This is a genomic window from Aestuariivirga sp., assembly GCF_046093005.1.
Taxonomy (GTDB): Bacteria; Pseudomonadota; Alphaproteobacteria; order Rhizobiales; family Aestuariivirgaceae; genus Aestuariivirga.
This window is the reverse complement of sequence record NZ_JBJTER010000095.1, coordinates 1-17,093: the sequence shown is the minus strand read 5'-3', so window position 1 is coordinate 17,093 and position 17,093 is coordinate 1. Positions and strand designations below refer to the sequence as shown.

The following is a 17,093-nucleotide window of genomic DNA, read 5'->3' as shown; positions in this document are numbered from 1 at the left end:
GCCCTCCTCGCTCCCTTCTCCGCACCCGGACGTTTCTGGCGCGGCAATCTTCATACACATTCAAATCTTTCCGACGGCGCGCTGGAGCCGCGTGCGGTGGTCGATGCCTACAAGAACGCGGGCTATGACTTCATGCAGCTCTCCGAGCACTTCATCGGCAATTTCGATTTCCCCATCGCCGACACGCGGAGCTTCCGCTCCAACAATTTCACGACACTGATCGGCGCCGAACTCCACGCGCCGGAGACCAAGGTGGGCGAGCTCTGGCACATCGTGGCGGCGGGCCTTCCCCTCGATTTCCCGCGCAACCTCAAGGGCGAAACCGGCGCGGGCGTGGCGGCGCGCGCGCGCGAGGCCGGCGCCTTAATCGGCATCGCGCACCCAGCCTGGTCGCAGCTCACCATCGAGGACGGCCGCGCCATCGCCGCCGCCCATGCCGTCGAGATCTACAACCATGGCTGCGCCGTCGAGAACGACCGCGGCGACGGCTGGTACCTGCTCGACCAGATGCTCACCGAAGGCAACCGCCTCACCGCTTTCGCCACCGACGACGCGCATTTCAAGTCGCCGGACTTCTTCGGCGGCTGGGTGCATGCGAAGGCCGAAAGCCTCGATCCCGATGCGCTGCTGCAAAGCCTCAAGGCGGGCCTCTATTATTCCAGCATGGGGCCGCAGATTCACGGTATCGAAATCGAGGGAACCGAGATCGCGATCTCCACATCACCGGTCGATACCATCACGGTGATCTGCGGCAATTCGCGCTCGGCGGTGCGGAGCGGCAGGGCCATCACCGAGGCGAGCTTCGACCTCAAGAAACTTGAACAGGGCTGGCTGGTGCGGCGGAAGAGCGAATGGTTCCGGGTGGTGGCCATCGACCATGCCGGAAGGCGCGCCTGGAGCAACCCGATCTGGTGGGACGAGCTCCGCTAGCTTGCACGGTCAGGTGAACTCAGGCACTCCAAACAAGAATACTCTCGTCATTGCCCGGCTTGACCGGGCAATCTTCTTCATGGCGGCGGGAAGAGGATGCCCGGATCAAATCGGGGCATGATGAGCATTATGAAGTTTGAGATGCATAGAAATGACCGCCCGTCCCGCTAGCTTGGGCGCGTCTCCGCCGCTGTGGCTCGTCATCTGTGGTCTGGGCATCACCCAGATCATCGGCTGGGGCACCACCTATTATGCGCTGGGCGCCCTCTCCGAGGATATTGCGCGGGCCACCGGCTGGCCGCAGAGCCTGATCTTCGGCGCTTTCTCGGCAAGCCTCTTGCTGAGCGGCCTCATCTCTCGCTGGGCGGGCCGCCTGACCGACCGCATCGGCGGTCGCGGCATCATGACGGCGGGGTCAGCATTCGCTGCGCTCGGCCTCGCCGTGATCGGGCTCTTTCCCCATCCGGCAACCTATGTGGCGGGCTGGCTGCTCCTGGGCATCGCCATGCGGCTTGCCACCTATGACGCGGCCTTCGCCAGCCTCACCCAGATCGCCGGCAGCGGCGCGCGGCGGGCAATTTCCTACCTCACGCTGTTCGGCGGGCTGGCCTCCACGGTGTTCTGGCCTGTGAGCCATTACCTGTCGCTGTCAGTGGGCTGGGCGGAAACACTCCTGGTCTACGCGGTGCTTCACCTTGTGGTTTGCCTTCCCATCCACTGGCTGGTGCTGGGCGGGGCGCGCGGCGATGAACCAGGCGAGGCCGCTCAACAGGAACAGCCCATTCTGGCGCCCGGACCGGCGCGGCGGCGCGCCATGATCCTGTTCGCGGCGGCGGTGGCTCTCAACGGGCTGGTGTTCTCGGCGATCTCGGCGCATGCGCTGCCGCTGTTCGCGGGGCTCGGTTTCGCGGGTGATCAGGCGGTGCTCATGGCAGCGCTGATCGGACCGGCACAGGTGGCGAGCCGGATCGGCGAAATTCTGCTGGGGCGGCGCATTACCGCGATGCAGCTTGGCCTCATCGCATTCGGTCTGCTTCCGTTGGCAATTGCCGGTTTCGCGCTGTCGGGCTTCACCTGGCAGGGCGCCCTGTTGTTCGCGCTGCTCTACGGCGCCTCGAACGGGCTCGTCACCATCGCCAAGGGCGCTGTGCCGCTCAGCCTGTTCGGCGCGCGCGGCTATGGCGAGATCCTCGGCATCATCGCAGCACCCAATCTGGTGCTCAACGCCGCGGCGCCGCTGCTGTTCGCGCTGCTCCTCGGCGTCGCCACGCCGCAGGCGGCGCTGCTCCTGGCCGGCGGCTTCGCGCTGGGCTCAAGCCTGTTCATGCTCTGGCTGGCGAGGCTTCACCCGCGGTGACAACCACTTCCAGCCTGCTATGCTCCGGAGAAAGTTTTCCCGGTTCGCAGAAGGCATGACCACGTCATCACCGGATCCCCGTTCGGCCCGCCAGGCGTTGCGCCCCAACGCCAAGCGCATGCGCGCTGAGCCAACCGCCGCCGAGGCCCGCTTCTGGCACTACGCCAGGAACCGGGGCATCGGCGGCCTCAAATTCCGCCGGCAAGTTCCACTCGCCGGCCATATTGTAGACTTTCTGTGTACGGAGCATCGGATCATCGCCGAGATCGACGGCGGTCAGCACGCCGGAAGAGCCGCTGACAAGAAGCGGGACGCGCATCTTGCGGCGCTTGGCTATACCGTTCTGCGTTTCTGGAATTCGGATGTGCTGAACGACATGAACGCGGTGGCGGAAACCATACTGGCGGCGCGCAAGCCCCCGCGGAAAGACCCGCTCACCTGAAAATTCCAGCCGCGATGAGCAGCCCCCTCACCCCGCCCTCTCCCCCACTTCGTGGGGGCGAGGGATCGCTTCCTGGTCCCGCCCAATCCCTCTCCCCCACCGGGGTAGAGGGCGGGGTGAGGGGGCGGCCACGGACGCGCAGCCGAAGCATCTCTTCCCGTCTCTCTGGCGGGCGGGCGGCGGACATGGTAGGCAACGGCGCGTTTTTTCGACGAGGACCGCCATGACCCGTACCCGCACCGAGACCGACACCTTCGGCCCCATCGAGGTGGAGGACACGCGCTACTGGGGCGCCCAGGCGCAGCGGTCGATCGGCAATTTCAGGATCGGCTGGGAGAAGCAGCCGCTGCCCATCGTGCGCGCACTCGGCATCGTCAAGCGCGCCGCGGCGGAAACCAACATGGCGCTTGGCCGCCTCGACAAGACCATCGGCGAGGCCATCGTCACGGCCGCGCAGGAGGTGATCGACGGCAAGCTCGACGAACATTTCCCGCTCGTCGTCTGGCAGACGGGGTCCGGCACCCAGTCCAACATGAACGCCAACGAAGTGATCTCGAACCGCGCCATCGAGATGCTGGGCGGCGTCATGGGCTCTAAAAAGCCCGTGCACCCCAACGACCACGTCAACATGAGCCAGTCGTCCAACGACACCTACCCCACCGCCATGCACATCGCCTGCGCCGAGGAAGTCAATCACCGGCTGCTGCCCGCCCTCCGCCACCTGCACAAGGCGCTGGACCACAAGGCCCGGCAATGGGCGCAGATCATCAAGATCGGCCGCACCCACACGCAGGACGCAACGCCGCTCACCCTGGGCCAGGAATTCTCCGGCTATGCGATGCAGGTCGCCAACGGCATCAAGCGCATCGAGATGACCATGCCGATGCTGATGGAACTCGCCCAGGGCGGCACCGCGGTGGGCACCGGGCTCAACGCGCCGGTGGGCTTCGCCGAACTGGTGGCGGACAGGATCGCCGCCATCACCGGGCTGCCCTTCACCTCAGCGCCCAACAAGTTCGAGGCGCTCGCCGCCCATGACGCCATGGTGATGACCCATGGCGCCATCAACACCGCCGCCGTGTCGCTGTTCAAGATCGCAAATGACATCCGCCTGCTGGGTTCCGGCCCGCGCTCCGGCCTCGGCGAACTGTCGCTTCCCGAGAACGAACCCGGCTCCTCGATCATGCCGGGCAAGGTCAACCCCACGCAGTGCGAGGCGCTCACCATGGTCTGCGTGCAGGTGTTCGGCAACCAGGCGTCGATCAGCTTCGCGGGCTCGCAGGGCCATTTCGAACTCAACGTCTACAATCCGGTGATGGCCTATAATTTCCTGCAATCCGCACGGCTTCTGGGCGATGCCGCGGTGAGCTTCACCGATCATTGCGTCACAGGCATCGTGGCGCGCGAGGATAACATCCGGCAGGCGCTGGAGCGCTCGCTGATGCTGGTGACGGCGCTCGCCCCCAAATACGGCTATGACCGCGCCGCCAAGATCGCCAAGACCGCGCATAAGAACGGCACCACGCTGCGCGAAGAAGCCGTGAAGGACGGCATTCCGGCCGATGATTTCGACCGCATCGTCAGGCCCGAAGACATGATCGGGCCGCGGTAGAAGACGATGGGCGACATCGTCAGCCTGAAGCTCCACCGCAAGCGCCAGGCCCGCGCCGCGGACGAGCGCCGCGCCGCCGAAAACCGCGCCCGCCACGGCCTCGGCAAAACCGAGAAGCAACTGGCGGATGCGCAAAACGCCAAGGTGGGCAAAGACCTCGACGCTCACAAACGCGAGGACTGATGGCACGCGAACTCAAGCGTTCGCTCAGCATCGCCGGGCACCGCACCTCGCTGTCGCTGGAGCCGGAATTCTGGGAGGCCTTGCGGAATGCCGCCGCCCGCCGCGGCGTGCCGGTGGCGCAGCTGGTCAGCGAGATCGACACGACGCGGGGGCAACGCAACCTGTCCAGCGCTGTCCGGGTGTGGCTGCTCGCCGAGGCGCGGCGGCTGTAAAGTTAAAAATGCCCTACTGCGACGGCGACGAGCCGGGCTCCGGCGAAATGATCGCTGGCGCCCCCTTGGGCTTCACGAGGATCACCGGCCCCTCGGCGGGCGGCTTCTTCTGCGGAGCGGGAGCGGCGGCTTTCACCGGGGCGTCAGCCTGCGCCAGCCGCCGCCAGGTTCTGAGCTCGCGCTGGCGCTGGCGAATCTCGGTCCTGTTGATCTCGGCATTGGCGGCGCGCTCGGTCTCGATCTGGCGGCGCAGGCGGTCAGCCTCCACGGCCTGCAATTCGCCATGCACGCGCAGTTCGCGCCGCCGCAGCAGCAACTCGTCGCGCTGGGCGTAATAGGCCTGCAGCCGGGCCTCGTCCTCCTGGCGCTGAAGCTCCTCGAGAGCGGCGAGCCGCGCCTGTTCCTGCTGCAGGCGTTCGAGCTCGACGATGCCCTGCTGCATGATGGTGACGCCGAGCGTGGTGGCGAGCTCGCTGTTGTTCTCGGAACGCGCCAGAGCGCCCGGCGGCCCGGCGTAAGCGATGCTCATCGGCGGCAGGCCCGCGCGCGCCTTGAAGGCAAGGCCGATGTCCATGTCGATCTCGCCCCGCGCGAGATCGGCCAGCGTGCGCACTGTCACTTCGGCCTGATCGTCCTTGCGTTCAAGGCTCGCGAATTGCGCCTCGCCATCCCTGAGCGTGATCGCCCCCGTGACATCGCCGAAACTCATGCCCGGCCCGCCGCGCAGGGCGTCGAAGGCGGCCGTTACCCCGGCGGCGTCCTTGGCTTCCGCCAGCGCCGCCGTGAACGCCTCGGGCGTCACGCCGGGAAACCGGAAACCGGAAAACCTGTAGCTGCCCTCCCCCTGAGCAGCCGCCAGGGCCGCGGCAGGGCTGCGGCCGGCCCCGGCAAACCGGAATTCGATCTGCCCCTGCCCCGCGGCGACAGGCGTGCCGTCCACGAGCCGCAGCTCTTTCGCGAGATCAACCGGCAGGCGCACGGAGGCTTCAAGCATCCGGCTCGCCTCACGGGCCGTCGAACGGACATCGACCACCGTATCGCCACCATCGCCATCCTTGCCGCGCATCACGACATCGATGGTGTCCGCTCCAGCCTCGAGCCCGATCTCGGCATTGCGCAGGACCAGGTTGGGATGCACCGCGAGCAGCGATGGCGTGAGCCACAGCCGTCCGGTCAGGCCTGCTGGCAGGCCACGGGCAAAGCCGGTTTCGAGGCCCGCCTCCGGCCCATTCCATTCGAGCAAGGCCGCCGCCAGAACGCCGGCGAGCCGCGCCGGGCCGCTGGTGAAGCGGCCATCCACGGCAAGCCCGGGCGTCAGCGTGAGCGAACCGGCAAAGTTCTCAGGCCCGAACCGGCCGGCGATCTCCGGCATGGCCCATGCCCCGTCGCGCCACGAAATGGGTGTGTCGGCCACCAGCACGCTGGCATCGGCAAGCGCCGCGGGCAGCCCCGCCGCCACCGCCAGCGGCCGCGCATCGGTGGAGCGCAGCGCCAGCTTGCCGTCGAGCCCATAGCCTTCGGCGGCGGGGTTGAACTTGCCCTGATAATCAAATCGCGCCCCCAGCACCTGCGCCATGGCGCTCGCTGCGTAGCCCTCCGCGCTCTTGCCTTCCACCGCAAAAGCCAGGCCAGAGGGAAGCTTGTCATTCTCCGCCAGCCGCTGCCCGAACAGCGCCAGGATCGGCGCCGAGCCAGGCGCATCGAGCTTGAGATCGCCGGTCACCATCCCATCGGCCGCTGCGCGGCCACTGCCCGCCACCGTGAGCTCGCCCGCCGTGCCGCCAATCTTCACGGTGACATCGGAGCCTTGCGTTGCCGGGGTGACGCCGAGGTCGGCGCGGACCGCCGTCTTGCCGAGGCTCGCCGCCCACACCGGCAGGCTGTCACCGGAGGCAAACCCCAGCAGCCTGATCAGTTCGCGCGGATCCTCGGCTTTCACATCGAGGCTCACGGAGCCATCGGCCCCCTTGCCATTGTCGAGAATGAGGCCCGAGGCCTCGAGGCTCGCCCCGCCCACCGCACCGATCCGCAGCGCGCGCAGGTCAAGCCCGTTTGCGCCCGATTGCAGGTCGAGCGCCACGTCGCGCGCCGTCACCGCGTTGAGCAGCACTTCGCCCGCCTTCACCTTGAGGCGCAGGTCCGGTGCTTCGGCATGCGGCAGCATCAAGTCGATGAGCGCGCCCGCGCCCTGTTGCGCCGCCGCCGAAAAGGCCCGCACGCCCTGCGGCGCATAGGCGTCGAAATCGAAGCGCCCGCTGTCCACGTTGAGATCGACCGCGCCCCGCCCGGCCGCCGTCACGGCGAGCGATCCCTTGCCCAACTCGCCATCGAGTTCGAACTGGGTGTCGGTGAGCCGGACATCGGCGGAGGTGACGCCGAGCCTGGTCTGCATCTTGAGGCGGCCGCGATTGCCGGTCCACAGGCCCGCCAGCGTGTCGCGGCCCTTTGGCCACAGCCACATCACGAAATCGCGGAGGTCGGCGGCTTCCAGCGCCAGGTCGCCCGCCAGTTCGCCGCTGCCCGCGCCAGGAAAGAAGGCGCCGGAGAACAGCATGTCGGTGCGCCCGGGAAGGCCAGCGAAGAACCGGTTGACGCGCAGGCGCTCGCGGTCCGCCTCGATCTCCAGGCTGACATTGTCGAAGGTCTGGCCCTCGGCCTTGAGCGCGGTCACCGAAACCTTGCCATCGATGCTCACCCCGGCGGGCAGCATGGCGAGCAGGCTGTTGGCCACCGCGAGGCTTCCCGCCTCGCGCAACAGGTCGCGCGACTGGGCCCCGGCCAGCTCGTCAAGGTCGAGCAGCGCCGCGGAGAGCCGGGCGGTCGCCGCAATGCGCTGGCCCAGCCGCAGCTCGGCGGCGCCGGCGGCGATCGGCCCCGCCTCGGCCGCCTCAAGCTGCGCCACCCGGATGTCGGTCAGCTTCACCGCATCGAAATCGCCGGCGGCCTTGGCGCTGAACACCAGCGGCCTGATGCGGCCTTCGGCGTCGGTCTTGCCGTCCTGCGCCGCGGCGGGCTCCATCCGGATCTCGCCGCTCAGGCCCTCCGCTTCATAGCCGCCGTCAAAATTGAAGGCATAGCCGGATCCGTCAGCGGCGGCGATCTTGACGCCGAACCGGAATGGCTGGCCGGCCACATAGGTGGCCGTGTTGACTGAAATATCGAGCGGGCGGTCGCCTGAGAGGGCGCGGGCGCGGGCCCGCCACGGGCCAGCGATCCCCGGCGAGGCGACATCGGCCGCTATTCCGCCAAGGCTGTAGCTGTCGCTCCGCCGCGCGTCGCGAAAGCTCAAGGCGCCGCCGCTGAGCGAGATCTTGTCAAGCTTCACCCGCGAGAGAAGGTCGCTGCGCAACAGGTCCTGGGATGGCGCGAACCGCCAGTTGACGTCGCCGGAGGCGAGCCGCTCCAGATTGACGGCCGGAGCCTCGACATCGATGCTTTCGACGTTGAAGGCGCCCTGCAGCAGCCCGGCCAGCGTCATGCGGATGGTGATGCGTTCAGCCTTGGCGAATTCCGGTTCTGAAAATCCCGGCGGATTGGCAATGCTGACCGCTTCAGCGGTCAGCCGCGGCCATGGAAACAGCCGGGCCGAAACCGGCCCCTCGATGCGCACCGCGCGGCCGGTGAGCTTCTGGCCATAGGCCTCGAGGTCCTTGCGGTAACCGTTCCAGTCGATGAGGAAAGGCGCGGCCAGCAGCGCCACGATGGCCACCACCAGCAGAATGCCGAAATGCAGGACGGGCGATTTCCATAGCGTCATGGGTCAGCACCGATGCGGGGCCATTGCGTCAATCACATGGCGGCATTCTTGCCGGGGTTCATGATGTTGGCGGGGTCGAGCGCCCGCTTGATCTCGCGCATGAAGGCCAAAGCCGGGCCATGCTCAAGCTCCAGATAGCCGCGCTTGCCCGTGCCGATGCCGTGCTCGCCCGTGCAGGTGCCACCCATGGCGATGGCGCGTTCGATCATCCGGCGATAGACGTCCTTCACCCGGCGGTATTCGTCTGGGTCGTTGCGGTCGCAATAGAGCACCACATGGAAATTGCCGTCGCCGACATGGCCGACGATCGGGCCGTAGAGATGATTGGCCTCGAGGTCGGCCTGGGTGGCGGTCACGCATTCGGCGAGCCGCGAGATCGGCACGCAGACATCGGTGGCAAACGCATCCTTGCCCGGCATCAGCGCCTTGGTGGCCCAGAACGCGTCATGCCGCGCCTGCCAGAGTTTCTGGCGGTCTTCCTCGCGGGTGGCCATGCTGTAGGGCCCGCCGCCCAGCTCTCCGGCGATCGCCATGAAGGTTTCGGCCTGTTCCCGGGCCGAGGCCTCGGTGCCATGGAATTCCAGGAACAGCGTTGGCGTCACCTTGAGGCCGAGTTTCGAATAGGCGTTGAAAGCCTTCACATGCTCGGCGTCCACGAGTTCGATGCGGGCCACGGGCAGCCCCATCTGGATCGCCGTGATCGTGGCGTTGCAGCAGGCCTCGACGCTGGGGAACGGGCACACCGCCGAGACGATCGATTCCGGAATGCCATAGAGCTTCAGCGCCACCTCAGTGATGACGCCGAGGGTTCCCTCGGATCCCACCATCAGCCGCGTCAGGTCATAGCCGGCGGAGGATTTGCGCGCCCGGCTGCCGGTGTTGATCACCTGGCCGTTGGCCATCACCGCGGTGACGTTCAGCACATTCTCGCGCATGGTGCCGTAGCGCACCGCATTGGTGCCCGAGGCCCGCGTGGCGGTCATGCCGCCGAGGCTGGCGTCCGCCCCCGGATCGACCGGGAAGAACAGGCCCTGATCGCGCAAATGCGCGTTGAGCTGCTTTCTGGTCACCCCGGCCTCCACCCGGCAGTCAAGATCGGCGGCGTTGACCGCGAGGATCCGGTTCATGCCGGAGAGATCGATCGAAATGCCGCCGAAAGGGGCCGAGAAATGGCCCTCGAGCGAGGTGCCGGTGCCATAGGGAATGACCGGCGTGCCGTTCCTGGCGCAGACGGCCACGATGCGCTGCACCTCGGCGGTCGATTGCGCGAAGGCGACCGCGTCGGGAGGCGCGCCCGGGTTCCAGGTCTGGTCCTTGCCGTGCTGCTCGCGCACCGCGGGGGCCGTGGAGAGGCGGTCTCCCAGCCAGCCGCGCAATTCGGCGATGGTCTCTGTTGTGCTGTTCTTGGGCGTCGGGTTATCCATGGCGTCAGATTACCAGAAAACGGAGCGTTTGCGATGGCCTATCCTGCCCCCTTCGTGGGCCGCCTGCTCAGGGTCGAGGACCAGTGGATCGATTACAACGGCCACTTCAACATGGCCTATTACAACGTCCTGTTCGACCGGGCGGGCGATGACGCCTTTGACGCCGTGGGGCTGGGGCCGGACTATGTGAAGGCGCGCCACGCCTCGTTCTTCACGCTCGAGTGCCACACCTCCTACCTCCGCGAGCTGCATGCGGGCGATGAGGTCAGGATTGAGACCCAATTCCTCGATTGTGACCAGAAGCGGGTGCATTATGTGCAGAGCATGTTCCATGCGGCGGGAGGCTGGCTGGCCTGCGTTTCCGAGATCATTGTCATGCATATCGACATGGCCGTTAAGAAATCGGCCCCTTTCCCGCCGGACGTGATGGCGAAGATCGCCGCCATGACCGAGGCCCACCGCCACTTGCCCGTGCCGCCGCAGGTCGGCCATCGCATCGGCATCCCGAAGAAGTCATAATTCTCCACCGAACCGTCATCTTCCCGCAATCCTCGGCCGCCATCACGGATCTCAGGATCATCGAATCACCGGAGATGGCGGACCATGAACGGAAATCTCAACCCGCTCGCAGAAGCTCTTGTTTTTGTTCATGGAACATTTGCCGAGTCAGAAGCGGCCCGGCACGCGCTGATGAGCGAGCGGTCGGGCGACATGGAAATCGCCGAAGCCTGGCGTGAGGTGCAACGGGCGGTGCGGCGGCTCACCCGCGACCAGCACCGCCGCGCCGCCTGAGGCGGGCGCGCTTGCGCGGGTGGCATAGCCCCTATGAGCCAGCGCCGCTTGTAAGCGACGCGATGTGGAGTCATTTTTATCAAGCCGCGCTTCCGGCGCGGAAAATGCCGCCTTGCTCGCCTCCCCTTGCAAGGCTGGCCGATGGGTTGAGATGTTCCTTGCCCTGAAGGCAAGTCCCGGTCCTCCTGAGCGGAGGTCAACGGTGACTTGAAGGCCGGTCCGATTGACCGGCCTTTTTCTTGGTTTCACATGAAGAGCTTCTCGCCGCCGAGGTCCTTGTAGAGGTGGGCCACCTGCTCGGCATAACCATTGTAAATGACCGTCGGCACTCGCTCGCCGCTGCCCAGCATCTGTTCCGAATCCTGGCTCCAGCGCGGATGCGGCACCTCCGGGTTCACATTGGCCCAGAAGCCGTATTCGGATGGCCCCAGGGTTTCCCAGAAGCTCACCGGACGTTCCTTGGTGAAGCTCACGCGGACGATGCCCTTGATCGACTTGAACCCATATTTCCAGGGGAGATGGAGCCTCAGCGGCGCGCCCATGCTGTTGGGCAACGGCTTGCCATAGGCGCCGGTGACCATCAGCGGCAGATCGTTCAAGGCCTCGGCCATGGTGATGGCCTCGACATAGGGCCACGGATAGCTCGTGAACAGGCCGTCCTTCTGGCCCGGCGCAAACTCAGGCTTGTTGAAGCCCTCGAAACGGACATATTTTGCGTCCGCCGTGGGCCTGGCGATCTCAACCAGCCGCTTCACGGTGAAGCCGGTCCACGGCACCACCATGGCCCAGGCCTCCACACAGCGGTGGCGGTAGATGCGTTCTTCCAGCATCACCTGCTTCAGGAGATCGTCAATCCCCAAGCGTTGCGGCGCTTCCACCTCGCCGTCGATCACCACCTCCCAGGGCCTGATCGGCATCCTGGCGGCGGCCTCGGCGATGCGCTTGGACGAGCCGAACTCATAATAGTTGTTGTAGGTGGTGGCGTATTGCGCTTCCGTCACCGGGCGGCCGGCATCGGCGAAGGCCGGGTTGGGCTTGGCGGGATAAAGGCCGGCAGACGGGTCCTCTTCCGCTCTCGCCGGACTTGCAACGGCCAGCGCCGCCGCAGCCCCCAGAAAGGTACGGCGGTTGAGGAACACATGTTCCGGTGTCACGCGCGATTCCGGCATTTCCCACCCGGCCCGGTGCTTGATCAGCATGTCGATGCTCCTTCTTTAACTCTTCTACGCGCCAAACCGCCCGCCGATCACCCGCCGGAGAGCGGCTCTGGACGGCAAGCGCATTCCCGCTATGCTTTTCTGGCGAAAGTGAGGTGGATCATGCGCCGCGCGATATTGACCCAAATCGACCTGCCGGATTTCGGCGACCCGCGGTCCGAGCCGGTGCTCGGCCCCGAAATCTATGCCCGGCGTCACGAATCGCTGCTGCGGCGCATGGCCGAAGCCCGGTTCGATGGGCTGGCGATCTATGGCGACCGCGAGCACATGGCCAACATCGCCTGGGCCACCGGCCACGATCCGCGTTTTGAGGAAGCGCTGTTGCTTGTTGTTCCAGGGCGCAGGCCAACCCTGTTTCTCGGCAATGAGGGCTATCCTTATGCGGAAGTGGCACCGGGGCCCTTCGACCGCGTGCTGTGGCAACCGCTGAGCCTGATGGGCCAGCCGCGCGGAAGCTACCGCCCGCTGGACGATCTCCTGCGCGAAGCGGGGCTGAGGGATGACATGCGCATCGGCCTTGCCGGCTGGAAAGGCTTCGAGACCGAGGACGGCGTGTTCGATCCGCAATGGTTCGAAACGCCGCATTATCTGGTCGAGACCCTGCGCCGCTTCGGGCCAGTCAGCAACGCGGCGCTGCTTTTCATGCATCCCGCCCATGGCCTGCGGGCGATCAACGAGGCGGACCAGATCGCCTGTTTCGAATACGCAGGAACCAAGAGTTCTTCCGCTATCCGCCGCTTCATTCATGACGTGCGTCCGGGTATGACTGAGCTGGAGGCCTGCCGCAACATGGGCCTCGACGGCGCCATGCAGTCCGTCCACATCAACATGAGTTCAGGCCCCCGCGCCCGCTATGGGCTGTGCAGCCCCGGCATGCGGATCATCGAGCGCGGCGACCCGATCGTGCTGGGCTTCGGGCTTCCCGGCGCGCTCAACTGCCGCGCCGGTTTCATGGTGGCCGCGGCATCGGAATTGCCGGGCGGCATTTCCGATTACGCCGAGAAGCTGGTGCTGCCCTATTTCACCGCCGCGGCAAGCTGGTATGAAACGGTCGGCATCGGGGTGAGCGGCGGCGAGGTCTATGACGCGGTGATGCGCCACCTGGCTGATCCGTTCTTTGGGATCGGCCTCAATCCCGGCCATCTGATCCATCTCGACGAATGGGTGCATTCGCCGATCCGCCGGAACGGCGGCCACCGCCTCGCCTCCGGCATGGCGCTGCAATGCGACATCATCCCGGCCACCGGCACCGCCTATTTCACCACCAACATCGAGGACGGCATCGCACTGGCCGATGACGCCTTGCGCGCGGAGATCGCCCGGCGCTTCCCCGAGGCGTGGCAGAGGATCGAGGCGCGCCGCGCCTTCATGACGGAGACGCTCGGCATCCGGCTCAGGCCGGAAGTGCTGCCACTGTCCAATATGCCAGGATGGCTGCCGTCCTTCTGGCTCAACCCGGGGCTGGCGGCGGCGATGCGCTAGAGCCGCGGGCAGTCAAGTGAAGCCGCGGTTCGCTCTTTGTGGCTTCTCCCGCTTCACGATATCGCTGCGACACGTGATTAAAGCTTTGCTTCCGGCGGGGTTCGGGCGCAACGAGCGGGCGGGTGAGACGGGCCGTCCGCCCTGCACGCCATTGGATTTGTTTTAGAGAAGGGGCCTTGATCGACGCCACGCTGGTGCAGAGCTCAGGGCGAAGGCCTGCCTCGGGATCGGCGCCGCGCCGGCCTTCAAAACAACAGAACAGCGCGTTTCGCAAAGGTCTCGCATCGCGGGAGAGGACGAAAGCTGGGGCGTTCACTTGACCGGACGATCATCCAGAATTCATTCCGCCAGCGCGGCCTTCACCAGCTCATGCGCGATGGCGAAGGGCGTTGCCGCATAGAGACCTTGCGGATGGGTTCGGGCCAGCATCTGGCCTGCTTCCTCGCGGCTGAACCAGCGCGCATCCTCGAGCTCGGCGGCGTCGACGGTGATCTTGTCGGTCAGCGCCTCGCCGATGAGCCCGATCATCAGATTGGACACGAAAGGCCAGGGCTGGCTTGAAACATAGCGCACCGCGCCGACCCTGATGCCGGCCTCCTCATAGACTTCGCGGCGCGCCGCGTCCTCGATGGTCTCGCCCGGCTCGACGAAGCCGGCGAGGGCGGAATACATGCCCGGCTTCCAGGCTTTCTGGCGGCCCAGCAGAATGCCGCGGGCGTGCCGCGCCACCATGATCACCACGGGGTCGGTGCGCGGAAAATGGTCCATGCCGCATTGCGGGCAATGGCGGCGGTAGCCGGCATCGGCGGTCTCGAGCCGGGCGGCGCAGTTCGAGCAGAAGCTCCGCCGCTCATGCCAGGCGATGATGGATCGCGCCTGGGCCAGAATGCCCAGTTCCTCGGCCGGCAACGCCTCTTCCATGGCGAGGCTGCGCAGGTCTCTCAGGCCTTCAGCCTCCGCGATGCGGCGCGCGAACCACGGCCGCCCGTCCTGGCCGAGGCCGAGGAAAACCGCCGGCGCGCTGCCGTCGTCATTGGTTGTCGCCAGCGCACCATTGTCCATCAGCACGGAGTCTCCGGCAATGCCGATCAACCGTGCGTCTCGACGCCGCCGCTGCGCGGCGATCCACGCGGCATCGGTGCGGTCGTTGGCGCGCCGGTCGAGCGGGTTCAGGATATAGGCGAGCGGCATTGGCGGCGTGGCGATCCTGTTAAAGGCAAAGGCATCCGGGTTGTCGCCCGGATGCCCTGTCTTCGCAAGAAGATAACGGCGGCAATCAGCCGTTCGCGGCTTTCGGCGCCGCCGCTTCGCGTTCGCGCAGCATGCCATCGACCACCACCACGGTGCGCTCGAGATCGGCGATGGCGTCTTCGAGTTCCAGCCGCTGCTTGCGCAGCGCTTCGAGGCGTTCGCGCATCTTGGTGGAGGCGATCCGGAGCTGCGTCAGCTGGCCGTCACGCAGATTGTAGAGGTCGAGCATCTCCTTGATCTCTTCAAGGGCAAAGCCCACCTTCTTGCCGCGCAGGATCAGTTGCAGGCGGGCCCGGTCGCGGTAGCTGAACAGCCTGGTCCAGCCGCGGCGGGCCGGGTGCAGCAGACCCTTCTGCTCGTAAAAGCGCAAGGTGCGGGGGGTTACGTCAAATTCCCGGCAGAGCTCGGTGATCGAATAGGTGCGGTCACGGTTCGAGCGCTCTTTCAGTTCAGTCATCGTCATCATCGATCTTTCTCCGAACGGCGTATCGCCGATTGTCACATTCTCAATTTCAATAGCCAGTCAGCCAGTCTTCTATACTCTGCGTCAAGTTTTATGTCTTGGTCGAAAACGACGCTTTGCTAATCGTTGGTTGCCTTCCGCGTCACCCGCAGAGATGCCGGATTCGTTCAAAGAAACAATTGCTTAACGGAATCTTTACCAGAATCCTTAACGCTGTTCCGGTGTAGTTCGCGTCATGACCGGGTCCTCCGGCCATGACTTTGGCCCCGGTTGCGGGCCACCGGAAGATGAGTCGATGAAGCCGGGCATTCCCTGGAGCGTCAAGGGCATAGAGCCCGAAACCCGCGCGGCGGCCAAACGCGCGGCACGCCGTGCTGGCATTACACTGGGAGAGTGGTTAAACACTGTGATTCTCGACCAGAGCGAGAGTATTGGCGTATCGCAGGCTCCGACTTCCATCGCACAGGAACGCTCCGTGACCGCTTCGACCCGAACCCGGGAACTGGCCACCGCCGAACCGCCGGCGCCCCGCCGCAACTCCGCCATGGCCGAACGGCACAGCGAGGGCACCCTCAGCCTGCAGCGCATCGCCCAGCAGCTCGCCGAACTGGCGGCCCGCGAGCCCCAACAGCCAGAACGCCAGTCCGTGGAGACGGCGCCGGCGCTCGCCGGCCTTGCCAGCCGGATTGCCGACAATGAGCGCAAGACGGTTGAGGCGCTAAGTGCCGTCAATGCGCGGCTGTCGCTGCTGAGCCAGCAGATTTCCGGGCTGGCCCGGCCTGCGGCCCATGAGCGGCCGCAGGACACGCAGGGCCAGAAGGCGCTGGAAAGCGCCATCCGCAATGTCATCGAGCACATCGAAATCAGCGAAAAACGCACCCGCGATTCTCTCAAATCGATGCAGGAGCGGCTGGCCGTTATCGCCGAACGCGGCAGCCTTGCGCCCAGCAGCGAGGATATCTTGCAGGCGGCGCCGGGCCCTGCCGGCCTCGACAAGCGTTTGGGCGACATGCTGGCCCGCATTCAGCATTTCGAGGGGCTGCTGAGCGAACGAGTCGAGAGCGTCAGGGCTGCCGCCCAGCAAATGGCGAGCCAGGCGCAGTCCGCCGCGGTCACCGCCGCGCGGGGCGAATTGCGCGATCTGGAAACCCGTCTGCTGGCTGCCTTTCAAGAGGCCGCGCAGACCGCTGGTCCGCCGCCCACCGTGGTGGCGGACATCGAGTCGCTGCGCGCCGGCATCGCGAACCTTGCCCGCCGCTATGACGAGATCAGCGCCACGGCGCCCGCCGAGCGCGATCTGCAGGCCTTGCGCGTGGCGCTCGAACAGGTTTCGGCGCGCGTCGCCCAGGGGCCTGACCTGCGCCCGGTCGCCGAGCTGGAGCGGCGGATTGCCGGCATCAACCAGCGGCTGGATGAAGCCATACTGTTCAAGGACGATCACAGCGTCCTCGCCGCGTTGGAGCAGAAACTGGATGCGGTGGACGGGCGGGTGGCCAAGACCGAGGCAGGCCTCGGTCATCTCGAAACCATGGAACGGTCGATCCGCCAGCTCTATGAGGCGCTGGATGACATGCGCGGCGCCGCCCGGCAGGCGGAAGCCGGGCCCTCGCCGGAGCTTGCCGCGCTCGAAGAGGGGCTGCGGGCCCTGCGTGGGAGCACCGAGGCGGCCGAACGCCAGTCGCGGGATACCTGGAACGCCATGCAAGAGACGTTGACGGGCATCGTCGACAGGATAGCGGCGCTTGAAGAAGCCGCGGAATCCCTGCCAGCGGAAACCGCAGCGGCGTTGCCCGTCCCGCCTGGAGAGACCGGCGATGCCGCCGGCGGGCCGGCCCAGACTTCGGAAGGCGACGATTTCATCGCCGCGGCGCGCCGCGCCGCCCAGGCGGCTGCGGCGCGGGCGTGGGGCGGGGGGGGGGTAAAATCGGGGCGGGCCGGGGGAACCGGAGACGCGCCCGCCGGCAGTGCGGG

Annotated in this window: 14 protein-coding genes; 9 read left to right on the top strand and 5 right to left on the bottom strand. The window is 66.4% G+C overall.

Features of this window, described 5'->3' with window-relative positions; all coding sequences use genetic code 11:
- The 6 genes from ACKOED_RS08445 to ACKOED_RS08420 form a co-directional block, all read left to right on the top strand.
- On the top strand, positions 1-930 hold a 930-nt coding region (locus ACKOED_RS08445; RefSeq protein ID WP_408916151.1), incomplete at its 5' end, for a CehA/McbA family metallohydrolase.
- 151 nt (positions 931-1,081) lie between these two features.
- Complete coding sequence (locus tag ACKOED_RS08440; protein ID WP_408916150.1) at positions 1,082-2,287, top strand: MFS transporter; 1,206 nt, start codon at positions 1,082-1,084, stop codon at positions 2,285-2,287.
- Between the two features lie 55 nt (positions 2,288-2,342).
- Positions 2,343-2,729, top strand: a complete 387-nt coding sequence (locus ACKOED_RS08435) for an endonuclease domain-containing protein (protein WP_408916149.1) — start codon at positions 2,343-2,345, stop codon at positions 2,727-2,729.
- Between the two features lie 223 nt (positions 2,730-2,952).
- Positions 2,953-4,341: a class II fumarate hydratase gene (gene fumC, locus ACKOED_RS08430; protein ID WP_408916148.1), complete on the top strand. Its 1,389-nt coding sequence runs from the start codon at positions 2,953-2,955 to the stop codon at positions 4,339-4,341.
- A 6-nt stretch (positions 4,342-4,347) separates the two neighbouring features.
- Positions 4,348-4,524, top strand: a complete 177-nt coding sequence (locus tag ACKOED_RS08425) for a DUF4169 family protein (RefSeq protein ID WP_408916147.1) — start codon at positions 4,348-4,350, stop codon at positions 4,522-4,524.
- Positions 4,524-4,736 carry a ribbon-helix-helix domain-containing protein gene (locus ACKOED_RS08420; RefSeq protein ID WP_408916146.1) on the top strand — a complete coding sequence of 71 codons (213 nt, stop codon included), beginning with the start codon at positions 4,524-4,526 and terminating at the stop codon, positions 4,734-4,736. Before ACKOED_RS08425 ends, ACKOED_RS08420 begins: the two co-directional genes overlap by 1 nt.
- Positions 4,737-4,749: 13 nt before the next feature.
- Here the strand turns inward: ACKOED_RS08420 and ACKOED_RS08415 are convergent, their stop codons facing one another.
- Both ACKOED_RS08415 and ACKOED_RS08410 read right to left on the bottom strand, forming a co-directional pair.
- Positions 4,750-8,493, bottom strand: a complete 3,744-nt coding sequence (locus tag ACKOED_RS08415; protein ID WP_408916145.1) for an AsmA family protein — start codon at positions 8,491-8,493, stop codon at positions 4,750-4,752.
- A 32-nt stretch (positions 8,494-8,525) separates the two neighbouring features.
- On the bottom strand, positions 8,526-9,917 hold the full coding sequence (locus ACKOED_RS08410) for an FAD-binding oxidoreductase (RefSeq protein ID WP_408916144.1): 1,392 nt from the start codon (positions 9,915-9,917) through the stop codon (positions 8,526-8,528).
- A 33-nt stretch (positions 9,918-9,950) separates the two neighbouring features.
- Here ACKOED_RS08410 and ACKOED_RS08405 point away from each other — a divergent pair, with 33 nt between their 5' ends.
- Positions 9,951-10,436 carry a thioesterase family protein gene (locus ACKOED_RS08405; RefSeq protein ID WP_408916143.1) on the top strand — a complete coding sequence of 162 codons (486 nt, stop codon included), beginning with the start codon at positions 9,951-9,953 and terminating at the stop codon, positions 10,434-10,436.
- Positions 10,437-10,954: 518 nt separating this feature from the next.
- Here ACKOED_RS08405 and msrP read toward each other — a convergent pair.
- On the bottom strand, positions 10,955-11,908 hold the full coding sequence (gene msrP, locus ACKOED_RS08400; protein WP_408916142.1) for a protein-methionine-sulfoxide reductase catalytic subunit MsrP: 954 nt from the start codon (positions 11,906-11,908) through the stop codon (positions 10,955-10,957).
- A 120-nt stretch (positions 11,909-12,028) separates the two neighbouring features.
- Here msrP and ACKOED_RS08395 point away from each other — a divergent pair, with 120 nt between their 5' ends.
- Positions 12,029-13,408, top strand: coding sequence for a M24 family metallopeptidase (locus tag ACKOED_RS08395; protein WP_408916141.1), 1,380 nt, complete (start codon positions 12,029-12,031; stop codon positions 13,406-13,408).
- A 339-nt stretch (positions 13,409-13,747) separates the two neighbouring features.
- Here ACKOED_RS08395 and nudC read toward each other — a convergent pair whose 3' ends face one another.
- Positions 13,748-14,599, bottom strand: coding sequence for an NAD(+) diphosphatase (nudC, locus tag ACKOED_RS08390; protein WP_408916140.1), 852 nt, complete (start codon positions 14,597-14,599; stop codon positions 13,748-13,750).
- Positions 14,600-14,684: 85 nt separating this feature from the next.
- A complete protein-coding gene (locus ACKOED_RS08385; RefSeq protein ID WP_408916139.1) occupies positions 14,685-15,125 on the bottom strand; it encodes a MerR family transcriptional regulator in 441 nt (146 codons plus the stop codon).
- A gap of 292 nt (positions 15,126-15,417) precedes the next feature.
- Between ACKOED_RS08385 and ACKOED_RS08380 the strand changes: the two genes are divergently transcribed.
- The coding region (locus ACKOED_RS08380) for a hypothetical protein (RefSeq protein ID WP_408916138.1) at positions 15,418-17,093 on the top strand (1,676 nt) is incomplete at its 3' end.